At 31.9% G+C, this 17,821-nt stretch carries 17 protein-coding genes; 1 reads left to right on the top strand and 16 read right to left on the bottom strand.

All coding sequences use genetic code 11. The annotated features are described in order from the left end of the window. Positions 1–38: 38 nt before the first annotated feature. The gene (dapB, locus tag Q3223_RS13965) at positions 39–794 is read left to right on the top strand and encodes a 4-hydroxy-tetrahydrodipicolinate reductase (RefSeq protein ID WP_223195892.1); all 756 of its coding nucleotides are present in this window, start codon (positions 39–41) and stop codon (positions 792–794) included. A gap of 78 nt (positions 795–872) precedes the next feature. Here dapB and Q3223_RS13960 read toward each other — a convergent pair whose 3' ends face one another. The 16 genes from Q3223_RS13960 to prdA all read right to left on the bottom strand — a co-directional run bounded on the left by Q3223_RS13960 (position 873) and on the right by prdA (position 17,803). Continuing rightward, positions 873–2,558, bottom strand: coding sequence for an exosporium protein (locus Q3223_RS13960; protein WP_407812102.1), 1,686 nt, complete (start codon positions 2,556–2,558; stop codon positions 873–875). A gap of 103 nt (positions 2,559–2,661) precedes the next feature. Beyond that, positions 2,662–3,879 carry a DUF4179 domain-containing protein gene (locus Q3223_RS13955; protein ID WP_407812101.1) on the bottom strand — a complete coding sequence of 406 codons (1,218 nt, stop codon included), beginning with the start codon at positions 3,877–3,879 and terminating at the stop codon, positions 2,662–2,664. 62 nt (positions 3,880–3,941) lie between these two features. Then, a complete protein-coding gene (locus tag Q3223_RS13950; RefSeq protein WP_054271682.1) occupies positions 3,942–4,475 on the bottom strand; it encodes a sigma-70 family RNA polymerase sigma factor in 534 nt (177 codons plus the stop codon). Between the two features lie 220 nt (positions 4,476–4,695). Beyond that, a complete protein-coding gene (hpt, locus tag Q3223_RS13945; protein WP_054271683.1) occupies positions 4,696–5,235 on the bottom strand; it encodes a hypoxanthine phosphoribosyltransferase in 540 nt (179 codons plus the stop codon). Between the two features lie 314 nt (positions 5,236–5,549). Then, positions 5,550–6,857, bottom strand: a complete 1,308-nt coding sequence (locus Q3223_RS13940; RefSeq protein ID WP_407812100.1) for a serine dehydratase subunit alpha family protein — start codon at positions 6,855–6,857, stop codon at positions 5,550–5,552. 294 nt (positions 6,858–7,151) lie between these two features. After that, positions 7,152–8,927, bottom strand: coding sequence for a sigma 54-interacting transcriptional regulator (locus Q3223_RS13935; RefSeq protein ID WP_167639844.1), 1,776 nt, complete (start codon positions 8,925–8,927; stop codon positions 7,152–7,154). Then, positions 8,924–9,061 (bottom strand): hypothetical protein, encoded by a 138-nt coding sequence (locus Q3223_RS13930; protein ID WP_021386277.1) that lies wholly within the window; start codon positions 9,059–9,061, stop codon positions 8,924–8,926. The genes Q3223_RS13935 and Q3223_RS13930 overlap by 4 nt, the downstream gene beginning before the upstream one ends. 77 nt (positions 9,062–9,138) lie before the next feature. After that, the gene (locus tag Q3223_RS13925) at positions 9,139–9,708 is read right to left on the bottom strand and encodes a class I SAM-dependent methyltransferase (RefSeq protein ID WP_021386272.1); all 570 of its coding nucleotides are present in this window, start codon (positions 9,706–9,708) and stop codon (positions 9,139–9,141) included. Positions 9,709–9,891: 183 nt separating this feature from the next. Then, positions 9,892–10,527 carry a single-stranded DNA-binding protein gene (locus Q3223_RS13920; protein ID WP_054271686.1) on the bottom strand — a complete coding sequence of 212 codons (636 nt, stop codon included), beginning with the start codon at positions 10,525–10,527 and terminating at the stop codon, positions 9,892–9,894. A 661-nt stretch (positions 10,528–11,188) separates the two neighbouring features. Beyond that, entirely contained in the window at positions 11,189–12,070 is an 882-nt protein-coding gene (locus Q3223_RS13915; protein WP_054271687.1) for a TSUP family transporter, read from the bottom strand. A 119-nt stretch (positions 12,071–12,189) separates the two neighbouring features. Then, on the bottom strand, positions 12,190–13,197 hold the full coding sequence (locus tag Q3223_RS13910; RefSeq protein WP_054271695.1) for a proline racemase: 1,008 nt from the start codon (positions 13,195–13,197) through the stop codon (positions 12,190–12,192). 298 nt (positions 13,198–13,495) lie between these two features. Further along, positions 13,496–13,963: a glycine/sarcosine/betaine reductase component B subunit gene (locus Q3223_RS13905; RefSeq protein ID WP_021386220.1), complete on the bottom strand. Its 468-nt coding sequence runs from the start codon at positions 13,961–13,963 to the stop codon at positions 13,496–13,498. Between the two features lie 14 nt (positions 13,964–13,977). Next, positions 13,978–14,736, bottom strand: a complete 759-nt coding sequence (gene prdD, locus Q3223_RS13900) for a proline reductase cluster protein PrdD (protein WP_219673669.1) — start codon at positions 14,734–14,736, stop codon at positions 13,978–13,980. A gap of 79 nt (positions 14,737–14,815) precedes the next feature. Then, positions 14,816–15,541 (bottom strand): D-proline reductase (dithiol) protein PrdB, encoded by a 726-nt coding sequence (gene prdB, locus Q3223_RS13895; protein ID WP_079739805.1) that lies wholly within the window; start codon positions 15,539–15,541, stop codon positions 14,816–14,818. 37 nt (positions 15,542–15,578) lie between these two features. Further along, positions 15,579–15,863 (bottom strand): CBO2463/CBO2479 domain-containing protein, encoded by a 285-nt coding sequence (locus tag Q3223_RS13890; RefSeq protein WP_074179789.1) that lies wholly within the window; start codon positions 15,861–15,863, stop codon positions 15,579–15,581. Between the two features lie 62 nt (positions 15,864–15,925). Then, entirely contained in the window at positions 15,926–17,803 is a 1,878-nt protein-coding gene (gene prdA / locus Q3223_RS13885; RefSeq protein ID WP_054277631.1) for a D-proline reductase (dithiol) proprotein PrdA, read from the bottom strand. Positions 17,804–17,821 lie beyond the last annotated feature (18 nt).

Raw genomic sequence — 17,821 nt, 5'->3', positions numbered from 1 at the left:
AATACAACAAATTTTTATTAATTTAATAGGAGGAATTTATGTTGAAAGTTATAATTAGTGGTTATAATGGAACAATGGGAAGAGTACTAGCAGAATGTGTAAAAAAAGATAGTGAATTAGAACTAGTGTGTGGGGTAGCTAGGTCTGCTGATGAAAAAGGTTGCTATGGTGATACAAAACTTTATAAGACAATGACTGATGTTACTGAAAAAGCTGATGTCATAATAGATTTTTCACATCATGAAACTTTAGAACCAATATTATCATATGCGCTAAAAAATAATGTACCTGTAGTATTAGCCACTACTGGCTATGATGAGAGTGATTTAAACAGAATAGAAGAAGCATCAAAAAATATTCCTATATTATTATCATCAAATACATCTCTTGGAGTAAATATATTAATAAAATTGGTTAAAGATGCATCAAAAATGCTAAATGGTTTTGATATTGAAATTATAGAAAAACATCACAATAGAAAAGAAGATGCTCCTAGTGGAACTGCTACTATGATAGCAAATGCAATTAAAGAAGTGTTGCCTGAAAGTATAAATAAACATGGAAGATATGGTAGGGATTGCAAAAGAAAAGCAAACGAAATTGGAATACACTCTATAAGAGGAGGCAATATAATCAGTGACCATGATGTTATATTTGCAGGTGATAATGAAGTTCTTACATTAAGTCATCATTCTCAATCTGATGAGGTATTTGCAAACGGTTCTATAGTTGCAGCTAAATTCTTAGTTGGTAAACAATCTGGACTTTATAAAATGTCAGACATATTAGGATAGTTTTTTATACATAATAAATCTCAATCTATTTAGATATTCAAGTATAAACATTTAAATAGATTGAGATTTTAATATATATTATTGTATTCTATATACTGAAACAAATCCAGCAGCAGAAGTACCTGATGTTGTTGAGTTAAAAGTAAAGCTTAAAGTAACAGCTGCTGCTCTGGCATCAACCAAGAAGTCCAGTCCTACACTTACATCTGATGCAGTAAGAGTATTTACTGCTTTTGCAATAAAGTTATTTTGAGCTGTTCCATTAAAGTTTGTAGTTATTGACATAAACCCTGCAAGTGAAAGTGTAGCACGTACACCAAAAGATACATTGTATATTCCTCCAACTGCAAGATTTATAGTACTACTTGTTGGTAAAGTTATATTAGTTCCATTTATAAATGATGAGTTAAATGTAACTAATGAATTATTTGATAAGGTTGTAGAAGATACTACAAACTGTGCATTATTTGATGCTAATACCCCTGTTGCTCCTGTTGGACCTGTTGGGCCTGTTGCTCCATCTGCTCCTGTTGCCCCTGTTGCTCCTGTTGCCCCTGTTGCTCCATCTGCTCCAGTTGGTCCTGTTGGACCTATTGCTCCTGCTACTCCATCTGCTCCTGTCGCTCCTGTCGCTCCTGTTGGACCTACTGCTCCATCTGCTCCTGTTGCTCCTGTTGCCCCTGTTGCTCCTGCTACTCCATCTGCTCCTGTTGGGCCTGTTGCTCCTACCGCTCCGGTTGCTCCTGTTTCTCCTGTAACTCCGGTTGGACCTGTTGGACCTACTGCTCCATCTGCTCCTGTCGCTCCGGTTGCTCCTGTTGGGCCTACCTCTCCATCTGCTCCAGTTGCTCCTGTTGCCCCATCTGGACCTGTTGCTCCGGTCTCTCCTGTTACTCCTGTTGCTCCTGTTGGACCTGTTGCTCCATCTACGCCTGTTGCTCCCGTTGCTCCGGTTGGACCTGTTACTCCTGTTGCTCCATCTATACCCGTTGGACCTGTTGGACCTACTTCTCCTGTTGGACCTACTGCCCCATCTGGACCTGTTGCTCCTACTGCTCCTGTTGGACCTACTTCTCCATCTGCTCCTGTTGGACCTGTTGCTCCTATTGGACCTGTTGCTCCTGTTATTCCATTTGCTCCTGTTGCTCCTGTATTTCCTGTTGGCCCTGTTGCTCCATTTGCTCCTGTTGCCCCTGTTGCTCCTGTTATTCCATTTGCCCCTGTTGCTCCTGTATTTCCTGTTGGCCCTGTTATTCCATTTGCTCCTGTCGCTCCTGTTGCTCCTGTTGCTCCTGTTGGCCCTGTTATTCCATTTGCCCCTGTCGCTCCTGTTGCTCCTGTTATTCCATTTGCTCCTGTTGCTCCTGTATTTCCTGTTGGACCTGTAGAACCTGTTATTCCATTTGCCCCTGTTGCTCCTTTGTTTCCTGTTGGCCCTGTTATTCCATTTGCCCCTGTTGCTCCTGTTGCTCCTGTTGGACCTGTTATTCCATTTGCCCCTGTTGCTCCTGTTGCTCCTCTAGGGCCTGTTTCTCCAGTTGCCCCATTTGCTCCTGTTGCTCCTGTATTTCCTGTTGGACCTGTTATTCCATTTGCTCCTGTTGCTCCTGTATTTCCTGTTGGACCTGTTATTCCATTTGCCCCTGTTGCTCCTGTTGCTCCTTTAGGCCCTGTTGGACCAGTTGGACCAGTCGGGCCTGTTGGTCCTGTTGGGCCTACATCTTGATACAAACTTGGCCCTGAATTGTCATTGTAATCACTCATATAATAAATCCTCTCTCTTTTAAAATTAGAGCAATACTCTATAAGTATTAAGCATTACTCTATATAATTATATGAATCGACAATTTCTTATGTGAGAATATATTTATTTACTTATATCAATATCTATACTTTGATTATTAAATGACTCTATATTATTAACTTCTTTGCTCCAATCCTCTATTATTGGAGTAATACTTATTTTTTTAACATCTTTTTTGACTTCATACTCTAAAGAAGATTCAATATAATTACCTTTAGAATAATCTAGACTATATCCTCCTGCTCCACTAAGTAACTCTAAACTTTTTCTTCTTGCATCTTTAAGTTCAAATCCTAATGTTTTTGGAAGTTTATCATCTTTAGCAAAATTATATTTATTAACTTTGAATCCATACATTACTTTAATCTTCGTTGGAGAAACCCTCACTTCTTTTAATACTAAATCTATATCAACGTTTTTATTTTTTAATCGTACATTCTTGTCGACATTATAAATTCTTGTATCTTTAGCTATATTTGAACCATTTATACTAGTATTAAATTCCCAACTTCCACTAAGATACCCATTTAAGTGCTCACCTTCTACTCCTCCCATGTTTCCTATCTCTATCTCTTTTGATGTCTTTATACTCTTGTTTAACTCATACTCAACTTTATTTATGCTTATACTTATATCATAATCTTTATTTAAATCTACATTTTTCAATAAATCAAAATTTTCTACATCACTTTTTCCATCTCCATCTTTATCCAAATTCTCAAGTTTGCATGTCATAACCATATTAGTAGTTCCATCTTTATTTTTTTCTGATGTAGAAGGACCTGATACTGAAACAAAGTTCATATCTCCAACTTTAATTTTAATATCATCAATTCCCAAGAATCCATTTTCTTTCTTTAAACCCAAGGCATCTTTATCAAGCTTACTATCATCAACACTTATATTTAAAAATAGCTCCCCTTCTCCAAGCATAATCTCATTTAATGTTATACTTATTCCTTTATCTGTAACAACACTGTCTACAATGTTTTTATAGGGTTTGAGTTCTTCAGTATCTTTATTAAAGAAGTATTCTATTTGTTTTCCTATATGTTGCATGTATGCTAAGGTAGTTTCATTAGTAAATGCAGATGTACCTAAAATAACTACTGATAATCCTCCTACAAGAGCATATCTCTTAAAATTATTACTCTTATTATATTTAACCTTAGATTTCATTCTCTTTTTCATCTCCTCTTTTTCTTCACTACTCAATACAATGTCATCATATTCTTCTATATTTATATTTGTCTCATTAAATAAATCAAATTTATCTTTCATAAAAAATCTCCTTTTCTTCTATATTTTTTATATTCAAATATTTACTATTATCCATTTTATATTTAAGCTTTCTTCTTATTTAAATGAATTTTCATCTTTTTTCTGCCCCTTGAAAGTCTATTATGTAAATTCTCAACAGTAGTCTCATTTTGCATAGCTATGTCTTTTAGAGACATCTCTTCTAAATAATACTTTCTAAAGAGCTCTGCATCTTTAGCACTTAATGTACTTATAAGGTCATTTATTTCTTCTTCAATTTCTTTTTTGTACAATTTTTTATCTATATAGGATATTTCTTTATCTTCCAATTCCAAGTGCATATTATTGTTTGTGTACTTTTTCCTATAATTGATTGCTCTATATTTAGAGATAGAACCTATCCAATTTTTAAAGGAATTTTTTTCACTATCAAATTTTTCTATGTTATTCCATATTGATAAAAGTACATCATCTATACACTCTTCCTCATAAATCCTAGCATTAGCAAGAGTTCTTCTAACTATAGATGCTATAAAGTTTCCATACTCATCAATAAGCATTTCCATCCCTTTTTCTTTTTTCTTTTTTATATTTTTGATTATCAGTTTATCCTCCAAGTTAATACCTCCTTTGTAAAAGCTTTTACAACTACTAATACAATTAAAAATCTCATTTCCTATCACTTATTTTAAATTTTTTTATTATATTTATAAAAATAAAACTAGTTAAGCCATATAAAATTAAACTAATCCTACTTTAAATTACCTTTCAAATGAAAAATGCCTCAACACGATTAATAAAAATCATATTGAGGCATCCACAAAATTATATAATTGCTTATCTATCTTCATCTGTAACATTGAATATATAAGGAACATTTCTATAGTAATCACCAAAATCAAATCCATACCCGACTACAAACTTATCTTCTATTTCAAATCCACAATAATCTGGCACTAAATCTACTTTTCTTCTACTTGGTTTGTCCAAAAGAACACAACATTTTAAACTAGCTGGGTTTTTAGCTTTTAAATGCTTTAATACAAAATCCATAGTTAAGGCAGAATCGGTAATATCATCTACGACTAATACATCATATCCTGCTATATCAGTAGTAACATCTGCAACTACTTTTACTTTACCAGTACTTTCTTCACTATTTCCATAACTAGATGTAGTCATAAAATTAACTCTAAGAGGTAAATTTATATTTCTAACTAAGTCCGCACAAAATATAAAGCTACCTTTTAATAGAGAAACTACCATAAGATTTTTATCTTTATAGTCTTTTTCTATAACTGCTCCTAATTCTTTTAATTTATCTTTAATTTTTTCTTCTGAATACAACACTTCCCATTTTTTTGCTTCTATATCCATAAAAAGACCTCCAATTGTAATAATCCTTCTTAATTTTATAAGAGATTGCTCACTTTTTCAATACTCTTATTCAATATTAGCCAATATTATTGAGTTTTTAAGTGCATTCAACAATTATTAACAATGTATCTTATATTTTAAGTAGTTCATATATTAATACTAAATTACATACTATATATTTTAGACAAAAAAAGAAAAAACTTGCAATAACAAGTTTTTTCCATTTATATATAATTGTATTTCATTTGGGGCACTAATTAAATTTATTTATTCTATTTTTACTATATCTTATAATATAAAAATATTTTAAAATACTAATCAACTTTATTCATATCATTCATTACATTTAAGATTATCTCATCTGTTATAGACATACCTTTATCACTTACTCTACCTAAGTTTTGTATACTTTGCTCAACACTTGAACCAACTATACCATTTAGTGGTGGTACAAAACAGTCTTGCTTAGCTATTATAGCACTTTGTATAGCAGCAGATGCAGCAGATGATAATTTTAAAGCACAACCAGCTTTTGCTCCATCACATATCATTCCACTTAGGTCAGCTATCATATTTTCTATAGCTCCTTCTATTTGCTTTTCAGTACCATTCATAAGCCAAGAGATACCTGCAGTAGCTCCAGTAGATGCAGCAACTCCGCATCCACATACAGCAGATAATCTTCCTGTATAGTTTTTAATATAACCAGTTACTAGATGTGATATAGCTAAAGCTTTTGCTAGTCTTTCATCAGATTGTGGGAATTTTTTATTGTAAGCAACTATTGGAAGAATTGCTGTTAAACCGTGGTTTCCACTACCATTAGAACTCATAACAGGCATTTTTACTCCAGCCATTCTTGCATCTGAAGCTCCAGCAGTTAACATCATTGCATAGTTTATAACATCATTACCTAAAAGACCTTCTTCCATAGATTTTTTGATTCCATATCCTACGCCAATACCAGTTTTTTGCTTTAATCCATATTCGGCCATTTCTTCATTCATTTTTACTCCATCTAGTAAAAATTCTATATCTTTAAAATCAATATCTTCTACATTTTTTACTAATTCTTGTATAGTTACAGTGTCCATTAAGCTCTCAACTTTTTCTGCTGAATCATTTGAAACTGATACTTTTGGCTCATTATCTAGTAATACTTCTCCATCTTTCTCTAAGTATGTGAAGTTGTCATGTTTAGTTCTTATTCTAACTTTAGAAGTATGATTTGCTCCTTTTAATAACACTTCTATAAATACTTTCTCTCTAGTATCAGCAGGTGTTATTGATAAAGGAGTGTTATCCATATAATCTTCAGCTATTTTAACTTCTTCTTTTGTTAAAGTTTCTAGTACACTTAATCCGTTTTCAGAATGACCTCCTACTATACCTAGAGCTGCTGCTATTTTTAATCCTAATCTTTCAGTCCCTGGTATACCTACGCACATACCATTTTTATATATACTAGGACTAACTAACATACGATTTTCAACTATTTCTTCTCCTAATAATTCCTTTGCCTTTGCACATGCTAGTGCTAAAGCTACTGGCTCAGTACATCCTACTGCTGGCTTAACTTCTGCCTTTAACATTTCCACTAATTCTTTTCTTATATCTCTCATTTTATATAAACCTCCCAATTAAGTTTAGATTTAGTACTCAAATAATTCTATTAAATAATTTCTTATCTATATTTATAGCAAGATACATGCCATATTTTTTATTTTTTCTATATTTTTATTTTGATACGCTATAATCATTGATATGACTGATTCTATATATATACTTTTTTTATTTACATAGAGATTTTATATTCCTTTCAATCGATAAGAGAATGACAATTTCGCAAAAAGACAAAAAAAAATCTCAAAATGAGATTTTATATCATTTTGAGACGGCTTACACTTATTATATTACTATGAGATTATATTGTATTTTTCAATTTTTCTATATAATGTAGCTCTTGATATTCCAAGTGCTTTAGCTGTTAATTCTTTATCTTTTTTATAATCTTTGTATCTATTTAAAGCTTTTATTATCTCAATCTTCTCAAGTTCATCAAGTGGAACTATTCTATCACTTTTAACCTCTAATTCTTCTACAGATGTATTTTTTATCTTTTGAGGAATCACATTCATTGTAATGACTGGAGACGAAGACATATTCACACTATATTCAATAATATTCTGTAGTTCTCTTATATTACCTGGCCACTTATATTCAATCATAGCATCGACAACTCTGCTATCTATATCAATAACATTTTTATCTAGTTTTTTTGAATACTCTTTAACCATATGCTTAATTATAAGTGGTATATCATCTTTTCTTTCTCTTAAACTAGGTAATTTTATAGGTATAACGTTTAATCTATAATATAAATCTTCTCTAAAGGTCCCATTTTGAACCATCTTTTCTAAATCTTTATTCGTTGCAGCAATAATCCTTACATCTATCAAAACATTTGATTTACTTCCAATCTTATTGAGCTCTTTTTCTTGTAATACTCTTAATAATTTTGACTGTAAGTGTAAACTCATATCTCCTATCTCGTCTAAAAATATGCTTCCTTTATGAGCTACTTCAAACATTCCAAGCTTTCCACCTTTTTTAGCTCCAGTAAAAGCTCCTTCTTCATATCCAAATAATTCACTCTCTAATAAATTATCTGGTATTGCTGCGCAGTTTACAGCTATAAAAGGATTATCAACCCTATTACTATGATTGTGTATAGCTCTTGCAAAGAGTTCTTTACCCGTTCCACTTTCACCAGTAATAAGTACTGTTGAAGTTGATTTAGATGCTATTAGGGCTTCTTTTTTAGAATGTCTTATGGCTGCACTTTCACCAATTATATTTTCTAATTTTATCTTATAATCTTTATTAATCTTATTATAGTTCTTTATAGCATCTCTTTTATCTATAAAATCAATAACATAGCCTTTTAATTCATTTTTTAATACTATTTTATTGATATTATATATTCCTTTTGAATCATATCCATATCTCTTATAAAAAAAGCTACATGATTTATCTTTCTTAAAGTTATTTACAGAAGGCTTCTGTATAAAATCTAATTCAGCAAATATGTTTTTTCCAGTTATATTATCTTTTAGATTAAAAAGCTCCTTAAATTTTGAGTTATACTTATCAATCTTGCCATCTACATCAATAGATACAACAGCCTTGTCCATGTTGTTTAATAAAGTCTCTAATTTTTTCTTTTCTAATTCCAGTTCATACGTTTTAATTTGAGCTTTTAATTTGCTCGATATTAAATCTGCCATCTTACCTAGAAAGTTTATAAGACCACTTTTATTATTTTCTATAATCTGTGCCTGCTCTTTTGTAAAGGCTATAAGACCTATAACGCCATGAGAATCACCATCACATATAATAGGGCAGCATACCTCTGCAAACTCTACACAGGCATCATTCTTATAGCATTCCTTACATATATCACTACTCTTTGGGTCATCGATTAGTATTGTAATCTGTTCTGTAAGTGATTTTTTAAAAGCTGTATATTTATCTACTTTCTCACCTATTTTATCTACATAGATTCCTGTTCCTGCAATCCTAAATAGTTCTTTATTTACTATAGTTACATCTATATTGAGTACTGATACTATAGCCTCAGCTATATTTTGAATATCAGATTTTATATATTCTAAACCTATCATAATCATCATTCCTTATTTTTTCTTAACATAAGTATTTGTCTTATTTCTTTAAGAATCAAGTATATCTTATTTAAAGTAAATTGGATTGACATTAGGACTACAAAGAGCATAACAATTATTATCAATTCATAATTTATTTCCATCTAAACATCTCCTTATAACAAAAGACTAGGCTTAACCTAGTCTTTTATATTATATCCATATTTATATTTTAACTCATTTATCTTCTTTTTCCCACATAAATATATTTTAATTTATTTGACTCTTTAATCATACCATCAAAGTTTAATCTTGAAAATATATTGAATACTTCATGTGGATAGTGAATCTTTGCAACAGAACCACAAAACTTATGTTTAAGATAGTTTAACTTAACTTTTAAATTTTTTAAATTTAAATCCTCTAATATAACCTCTCCATTGCCCTTTAAAACTCTTTGTATTTCAGATGAAGCTTTTTCACAATCTGTAATAACATTAAATTGGTCTACTATTATTATCTTGTTGAAATGATTATCATCAAATGGTAAAAACTCTAACTTACCTTTAACTACATTGCAATTTTCATTATATACTAAAGAATAACAGACATCTTCATAGTTACTATTCTCCAGTATAGTTACAGATGTACCAAGACCTCTCAATCTCTTGCCTAGGTTTCCTATATGACCAACAAGCAATATTTTATCACCTACATTATACTCAATTGTATCCAAAAAACATTCTAATTCATCAGATGTATATTTAGCTTTAACTGGCTGTCTATTTATCTGATACAATATGCTTTTCACAATGCTTCACCTCTTCATTTCCTCAATTATAAATTATGTACAGATTACATTATAATAAATGGCGAGCAACTATTCAAGAGATATTTCATTAGTATTTTTTTAAACAATCTTTATGGGTTTTAATATGTTATTATAGCAGAATTATTGGTATTTTGTTCATAAAAAACAGTATACTTTTTGAATCTATTCGTTGTTATTCTCATCCAGTTTTTTTATTTTCGATATTGATACTTCATAAGCCATTTTTTTAATCACATTATTTTCATCTATTTTTTTCTCATATTCTCTACTTTGAACCCTGCCCCAAAGCTGTATTCTATCACCAACCTTTAGATTCTTTGCAAATTTAGCATTTCTACCCCAAACTATTGATGGTATATAGTCAGATTTGTTATAAGGTCTATTTATAGCCACCAATAAATCGGTTATTTCCCTTCCTAGAGGCGTCTTCCTATATACAGGCTCCTTACATACATATCCATCTAGAAATATGCTATTAGGGTCTTTATTTTCCTCATCTATACTTTTTATTTCTCTAGCAAACACTGTAAGCACTAATCTATTTTTATTATTTAATGTTTTATTATATGATCTTAATTGACCTACAACATTGACTAAATTTTGTTTATCGAGGTCAACATCTTGAAGAAGTCTTTCTGATACAGTCATTGGAAGTATATCAAAAGAATCACTTAGTCTGTTTATTTTTATTTTCATATTATAAAATTTTTCCCCAAATATCTCATGACTAAATTCTAGCTTATTGTCTAACTCCCCTCTTAAGTTTACTACGTTATTCTCATCTTTAACAGCTATCATATTTTATCCCTCCACAATTGTTAATTCTTATATTTCTGGTATCAGCTTATATAATAAATATATTTGTGAGGGATGTATTTTATTACAAATCTTTGATTGCTGTTTAAAAATTTTTATTTAGTTATAAATTTCATTTAATCTTTTCCTTTTTAAATTTATAAAATTGTTATTGGATTTATATATCACCACACTGTTTAATTCCTCTATTTCACTCTTATATTAATTTTAAAACTCTTTATATATTTTTTTAAGTCATATATAACTCATTCTAAATACTTGTATACAAGTAAATCCAGTAACTTAAATTTATCCAAATAATTCAGATAACTCTAGAGTCATATATAACTTATTTTTTATCAGTTACAAGTTATTTTAGACTTAATATGATAATATTTTTATTTATCTGTATTAATATATGAGCACTTGCATAGTTTATTGAGCATAAAATGTAAATATTTAACTTCAAATTATGCTTTAATTTTTATAAATACAACAATTTTCATCTCTAATTTAATAAATTATTATATATATTACACAATTGGCATATTAATTGCTTTATATAATTATATTAATTTAATAAATAAAAAACTGCCCTAAAATATTAAATTAATATTTTAAAGCAGTTTATAGTTTTATTATTAGCTGTAATATTTAATAAATACTAAGCAGTCTTTTTATTTTTATTTGCAGCCATTATCATTGTAGCAGAAGTGTAAGCTATAACAACTATTACTAATGCTTTTAATATATCCATTGGTAGAGTTTTTACTATATATGCAGCTACGAAAACCCCTATTAAACCACAGATAGCTATTATAACTGATGCTTTTTTAGTATATGCATCTTCTTTTATGAATTTCATACTTGCAACTGGCATTAATAATGCACAAGAACCCATAACTATTGGGAACGCAACTTTTGCAGACATTCCTAAGAAGTAAACCATCGCCATACCAGGAGCATATAGACCTATACCAGCTGTCATTAAAGCACCTAGTATAAAGTTACCTAATACACCTATTACTAATTTAACACCAGTAAGACCTAATTCATTTCCCCCACCTGGTAATACGTTAACCCAAGGATGACCTAATAACATTAATATTGCTGTTAATGCTAGAGTTACACCCATAACAAGTTGTATTTTTCTTTCGTCCATTTTAGCTATTATTCCTGCACCTATGTATGAACCAACAGCTGCTGCCACAACCATAGATACTAGAGTAACACCATCAACTGGTATGATTGATGTAAATATGAATGCTTCTGTAACAACTGGAATAGTATGTGCTACGTTTAATGTACCAGGCATTTTTTTATCTGGTATATTTAATTTTAAAGCTTTTGACATTGCTATTGTTGGAGCAAATGACCCTATTCCTAATGTATCAAAGAAATCTGTTATAAATCCTGTTACAGCAACTTTTGGAGTACTTTGTTCTTCTAGTTTCCCCTCTTTGTTTGCTTTAGCTACGTCTTTACCAAACACAACTGCAAAGATTGCTGCGAATACTACGTATAATGCCTTTAAGATCGCTACCATAATCCATCCTCCTATTTTTTTATTTTTTAATATATTCTGAATCTTATAGCCTAAAAGCTATAGAATAGTAGCCGATAAAAGGCTACTATTCTATTTTAATTTCCCAATTTATTTATTGCTTACTTAAGAATAAATCCATGTTTAAGTGGATCTTCTTCATCTATTACAAAATGATTGAATCCAGTTATATAAGCAGAACCAGATATTTTAGGTACTACAGCATTGAAATCTGCAACTTTAGTTTCTTCAACTATTTCACCTTTGAATAAAGTTCCTAATATACTTTCATATACGAATTTTTCTCCTACTTTTAATTCACCTTTAGCATGTAAAGTAGCTAATTTAGCACTTGTTCCAGTTCCACATGGAGATCTGTCAACTTGCCCTTGACCAAATATAACTACATTTTTGTAAGTAGCTTCTGGATGAGTTGGCTCATCATATATTTCAACTAAGTCTACAGTTTTTATGTGAGCTAAAGTTGGATGTTGTATTTCTATTTGCTCGTTTATTATGTCTCTAAGTTTCATAGCTAACTCAGTTAATTTACCAGCATTTTGAGGTTCTATTTTTAAACCTAATTGACTTGCATGTATTATAGCAAAGAAGCTTCCACCAAATGATATGTCAAATTTAACTGTTCCAACACCTGGTAATTCAACTTCAACACCTTCTTTATATAAGAAAGCTGGCACGTTTAAGAATGATACTTCTTTAGCTTTTCCATCTACAACTGTAACGTCTCCTCTTATTATTCCTGCTGGAGCTTCCATAACTACATGAGTTATAGGCTCTACTGCTGGAACTACACCTGTTTCTATAGCTGCTGTCATAGCTCCTATTGTACCATGGCCACACATGTTAAGGTATCCGCCACCGTCCATGAAGATTATTCCAAAGTCAGCATCTGGGCAACAAGGTTGAGTCATTACAGAACCAAACATATCATTATGTCCTCTTGGCTCTAACATTATAGCAGTTCTTAAATAATCTAGATTTTTTTCTAAATATTCTTTTTTCTCAGGCATAGAATTTCCTTTTATATTAGGTATTCCACCTACAACTATTCTAGTTGCTTCACCTGCTGTATGAGAGTCTATAGCTTGTATACTTCTGCTAAATTTCATATCAAATTCCCCCTTAGGTTTATTTTGCGTTTTACGCATTTTTAATTTTAGAAAAGCCAATGCTTCTTAACATCAACTTCATCCATGTGATTGTATCCAACTACTTCTGTTTCTATGTAGCATGTTGTCTTCTTATAATAAATTATGGTAGCTTTATATGTATGGCTTCGTAAATACTAGTCCTCATCTGCTCCCATAATAGTAAGACCTACTGTAAATATATCCAATACCTTAATTAAAATTATTCATAACAAGTGCATGTTAGAATCAATATCTATCAAATCTAGTAATGGATTTGTTATCCATGTTTTCTCATCTTAAGTTTTAAAAATGCTAGAGCTTTTTTAGCATCTATTTCATTTGTGTTGTTTTCTCCAACAACTTCTGTCTCTATACCTTCTTTTGATTTGTTCATATCAACTATAGTATTCATATATTGATTGCTTACAACAAATTTAGCTTGAGTACCATTAAATGTAACTCCAACTACAGGTATATCTCTTTTTCCTATTTCCTCAAATGTGTTGGCATAGTCAACATGTGAGTTTCCCCATCCATCTGATGAAACTATAGCTCCATCTGCTCTCATGGCTTCCAGCCAAGCGGCTGTTCTTTGTCCCACAAAAGTCTTATTTTCGTTTCCATCTGGAGTTCCTACTACTATTACTCCAAGTAAGTCTACATCTTTATCACTTTCAACTATGTCTAAAAGTGGGTCTCTAAAGTGATGAAGAGATGTTTCTTTTGTTGAAGGTCCTATTCCCATAATATCCACCTCTCTTAAGTCATAGCTCTAAGGGCACCATCTCTGTATTCATTAGGAGATATAATCATAGGTACATTTCCCATATCTATAATTGATGTTCCTCCTTCAAAACCACTAGGCTCCTTTGAGAATAACTGATTGTCATACATAGCACCTTGACCTGCTATTTGTTTTACTATGACAACCTTTTTTGCATTTGGTCGAATTTTGTCAAAATATTCACGAACTTGAGTAGCATTTCTTCCGTCTTCCATTTTCAAAGACGTTCTCATTTCTTGTATAAAATCATCACATGCTCTAAATGCTGCAAGTGGAAGTGCTCTTTCGAAAGGTAAACCTCCCTTTAGAGTTACATCTACATGAATTATATAATCTTCAACTGATGGAGTTCCATATCTACCAAACACCATTTGTTCTTTCAAAATTCCTTCTGAAGAGCCAAATTCATGCATTTGATTTCCATCTTCATCTGCGCCAGTTAACATTACATATACACCAGTTAAAGTATGTGTAATTCCCTCTCCCAATCTGCCTAAAACTTTGGTTGATATTGGTATAATGTCCATAATAGTGTTAATTTCTCTGTCATAATCTCCAGGCTTTATTATATCTACTTTTATGTCTGTTATTAAATCTTCTTTTTCTTTTATTTCATCTATACTTGATAAGTTGATTGTAAGTACATCTTTCTTTATAGAAGTTTTTGAACCGAAATTAACTTCATTCATATGAAACGGTTTTATAACAAGTCTTCTCATTATTTTTTCTTCCATAATATCCACCTTTGTTCTTAAAACCCCTCTCCTAACTGTGTGGGAGAAGGGTTTTATATTTTCAAATATAAATTACATTTTAAACGTGAGCTTTATATTCGTATGGTAATGGAACTATCTTACCAGCAGATGGTATTGCAACTAATTGCTCTAATGTATCTCTTAATATATGTGTTTGCATTTCTATGTTATGTGGTTCACCAGCATTAGCACCCATTGGAACTAATGGAGCAACTGCTCTAGGAGTTCCGTTTTGTCTAACTACTGGAGGAAGAGCTGCGATTATTATTGTAGGTATTCCAGCTTCCTCTATTGCTCTCTGCACGATCACGGCAGTTCTATGGCAAGTACCTCAGCCAGCTGTCATGACTACACCGTCTACTCCCTCTTCTTTAAGTTTAGCAGCGATAGCAGGACCAGTTTCTTCAGTGAAGACATGTTGGTTTCCTCCACCACCCATGAATGCATAGTGCATAGGAGCTACTGCTTTTATAAATCCTTCTGCAGCTAATTCATGTAATCTATCTATAGGAAACATACAGTTTATATCTTTGTTTACATCTCCATTATCATATCCACCATGTGATACCATCATTTCATCAACTGTAGCTGTATTAGGTACAGCTCTAAATGTAGTATCTCCTGCTAGATTAAATCTCTTGTCAGATTTTAAGTGAACACCAGCTGCTGTAGCTAAAGCTATAGTCATATCTTTTAATTCTTTAGTTACAGGAGTCCAAACTGGAGGAGGTGTTATTGGAACGAATATTTCAGATTGAAGTCCTTGTACTGTTGTAAGGCTCATATATTTCCTCTCCCTTCTATTTTCAAACGATTATTTATTATTTTTCTTCTTGCTTTGATTGCATTTCTTCTTGTTTTTCTTTTTCTCTCCTAATATTTTCTACATACTCTTGATTAGGCTCTGGACTTAATACCTCAGGATAGCTTAGCATGAATCCAACTTCTTGACCTATCTTAAGTTCGTAGTCAGTTATAAGCATTCTATTAGGTATTTTAAATTGTCCAAGTCTACCTTTCAGGTCTATAGTCACTCCACCACCTTTGATGTCAACTATAATACCCTCATAAAAAGTCTCTGATGAGATATATTTTAATCTATCCATTATAATTCTACCTCTCTACACTGTTTTAAACTTGGATCTAAATTTATACTATTATCTAAATCTTAGTTTTCGTCTTTTTCGTATATTTCTCTTCTTTTCTTACTCATTGGTAAAGATTGCTCATTATCTTCTAATGCTATTTTTTCTCCTGTAACTTTTTCTATAGCCTCTATGTTATTTAATTTAACATTTGGATTCCATTTTCTTTCAGGAGCTTTAACTTCTACACCAGCTATAGCATTTTTAAGCATAGCCATTATTCTAACAGCATCTTCTGGAGCTAATGTATTGTTAGATAATATTTCATTCTCTATACCTTGCTTAGACTTGTTATTATCTACCATGTGAGTCATGTATTTATTACCAACAACTAGAGCACCTTGAACAGCTGAGAAACTTACACCAACTACTGGTATACCTCTCATACCTATTTGCTCTATGTGAGATGCGAAGTCTATATGGTTGTTTCCGAAACCTTCAGTAGTTACTACAGCTCCATCAACTTCCATAGCTTCAACTAACATACCTAATCTCTTAGATACATAGAATTTCTCAGCGTTTACTTGTGGAGAACCAACAAATACAACACCTACTAAATCTATTTCTTCATCTTCCATAGCTCTTATTACTAATGGCTCTCTCCAGTAATGTCTTGACATTTCTTTTGATGCAGGTCCTATACAAGTTAATGCATGGATACCACCATCTAATACTTCAAGTGGAGATAATACAACTGGCATGTTTCCTAAGTCAACGTTTGGTTGAGCTCCTAATGTACCAACTGGCTCAACTGGTAATATTAGGTTGTCATGCATTGCACCTTGTCCCATTATTTCTTTTATAACAACAACTTTCTTTTTACCTTCTCTTCTGTATTGCTCTATTACTTCTTCGTCAACTACTAAAGAGTTGTCAACTGTTTTTAATGCTTCTCTTATTTCTTGAGTTACATAGTCAAATGCACGGTGAGCAGCTAGAGGTCCTGGTCTTTCCATGTTAGTTCCTGCTTTTATTGTTACTTGACCTTTGATGAATATTTCACCTTTGTCAGCAGCACCTGGTCTACCCCACATCATAGTAGTATTTAACTCACCTTCTGAAGAACCGAATTCACCTATTTGAACTCCATTTTCATCTGTACCAGTTAATACCATTACAGCTCCATCTATAACTCTAGTTATACCTGTACCTAATTCGCCTTCTTCTTTAGTAGCGATTGGTTGTATATCTAATACAGCTTCACTGTAAGTTTCATATTTATCAGGAGTTATTATTTCTAATTTCATATCTACAACTAACTCTTGAGTATCATTAGCTTCTTTACATATTTCTTCAGCATTTCTGATGTATAAAGTAGTTCCTTCTATTTTAGTCTCATCAGCAAATTCAACTTTATCTATTTTAAAGTGTTTTTTAGTTAAGCTTCTTAAAAGTTTCTTTTCTGCAACTTTTGGAGCTACTTCTGCTGCACCTGCTACTGGAGCTGCAACGTTTGCTACTGGAGCAGCAACTCCTGCTTGACCAGCTACTGATAAAGGTATTTCTAAGCTTATATTTTTACCTTCACCTATGTGTATTTTAACTGTTTCACCTAAAACTCCTGTGCTTACTGGCACTACTGCTTCTAAAGCTGCTGGAGCTTCTTCTACTACTGCTTCTTCTGCTACTACTTCTTTAGCCTCTCCTGCTTTGTATCCTTCTACATTTTCTGTAGTCATTGGAGATAACGCATCTAAAGTTTCTTTTAACTTAGCTCCTAGTACTTGACCTATAGTTAATCCATTTTCTGGTATTGTTAATAATCCAGAATCCTCTAAGTCTGCAAATATTGCTGGATCTTCTAAGTTTTCTGGTGCTATTATTGTTCCCGCTTCAAATCTACAACAACATACTGCTGGGTCATTTGCATGGGCTTGAGCTGTTTCTAAAGTTATTGACATAGTATAAAATACCTCCTT

This window comes from Clostridioides sp. GD02367 (assembly GCF_045900275.1).
Taxonomy (GTDB): domain Bacteria; phylum Bacillota; class Clostridia; order Peptostreptococcales; family Peptostreptococcaceae; genus Clostridioides; species Clostridioides difficile_A.
Note: the sequence above shows the minus strand (reverse complement) of the source record. Positions and strands in the feature narration are given on the sequence as shown.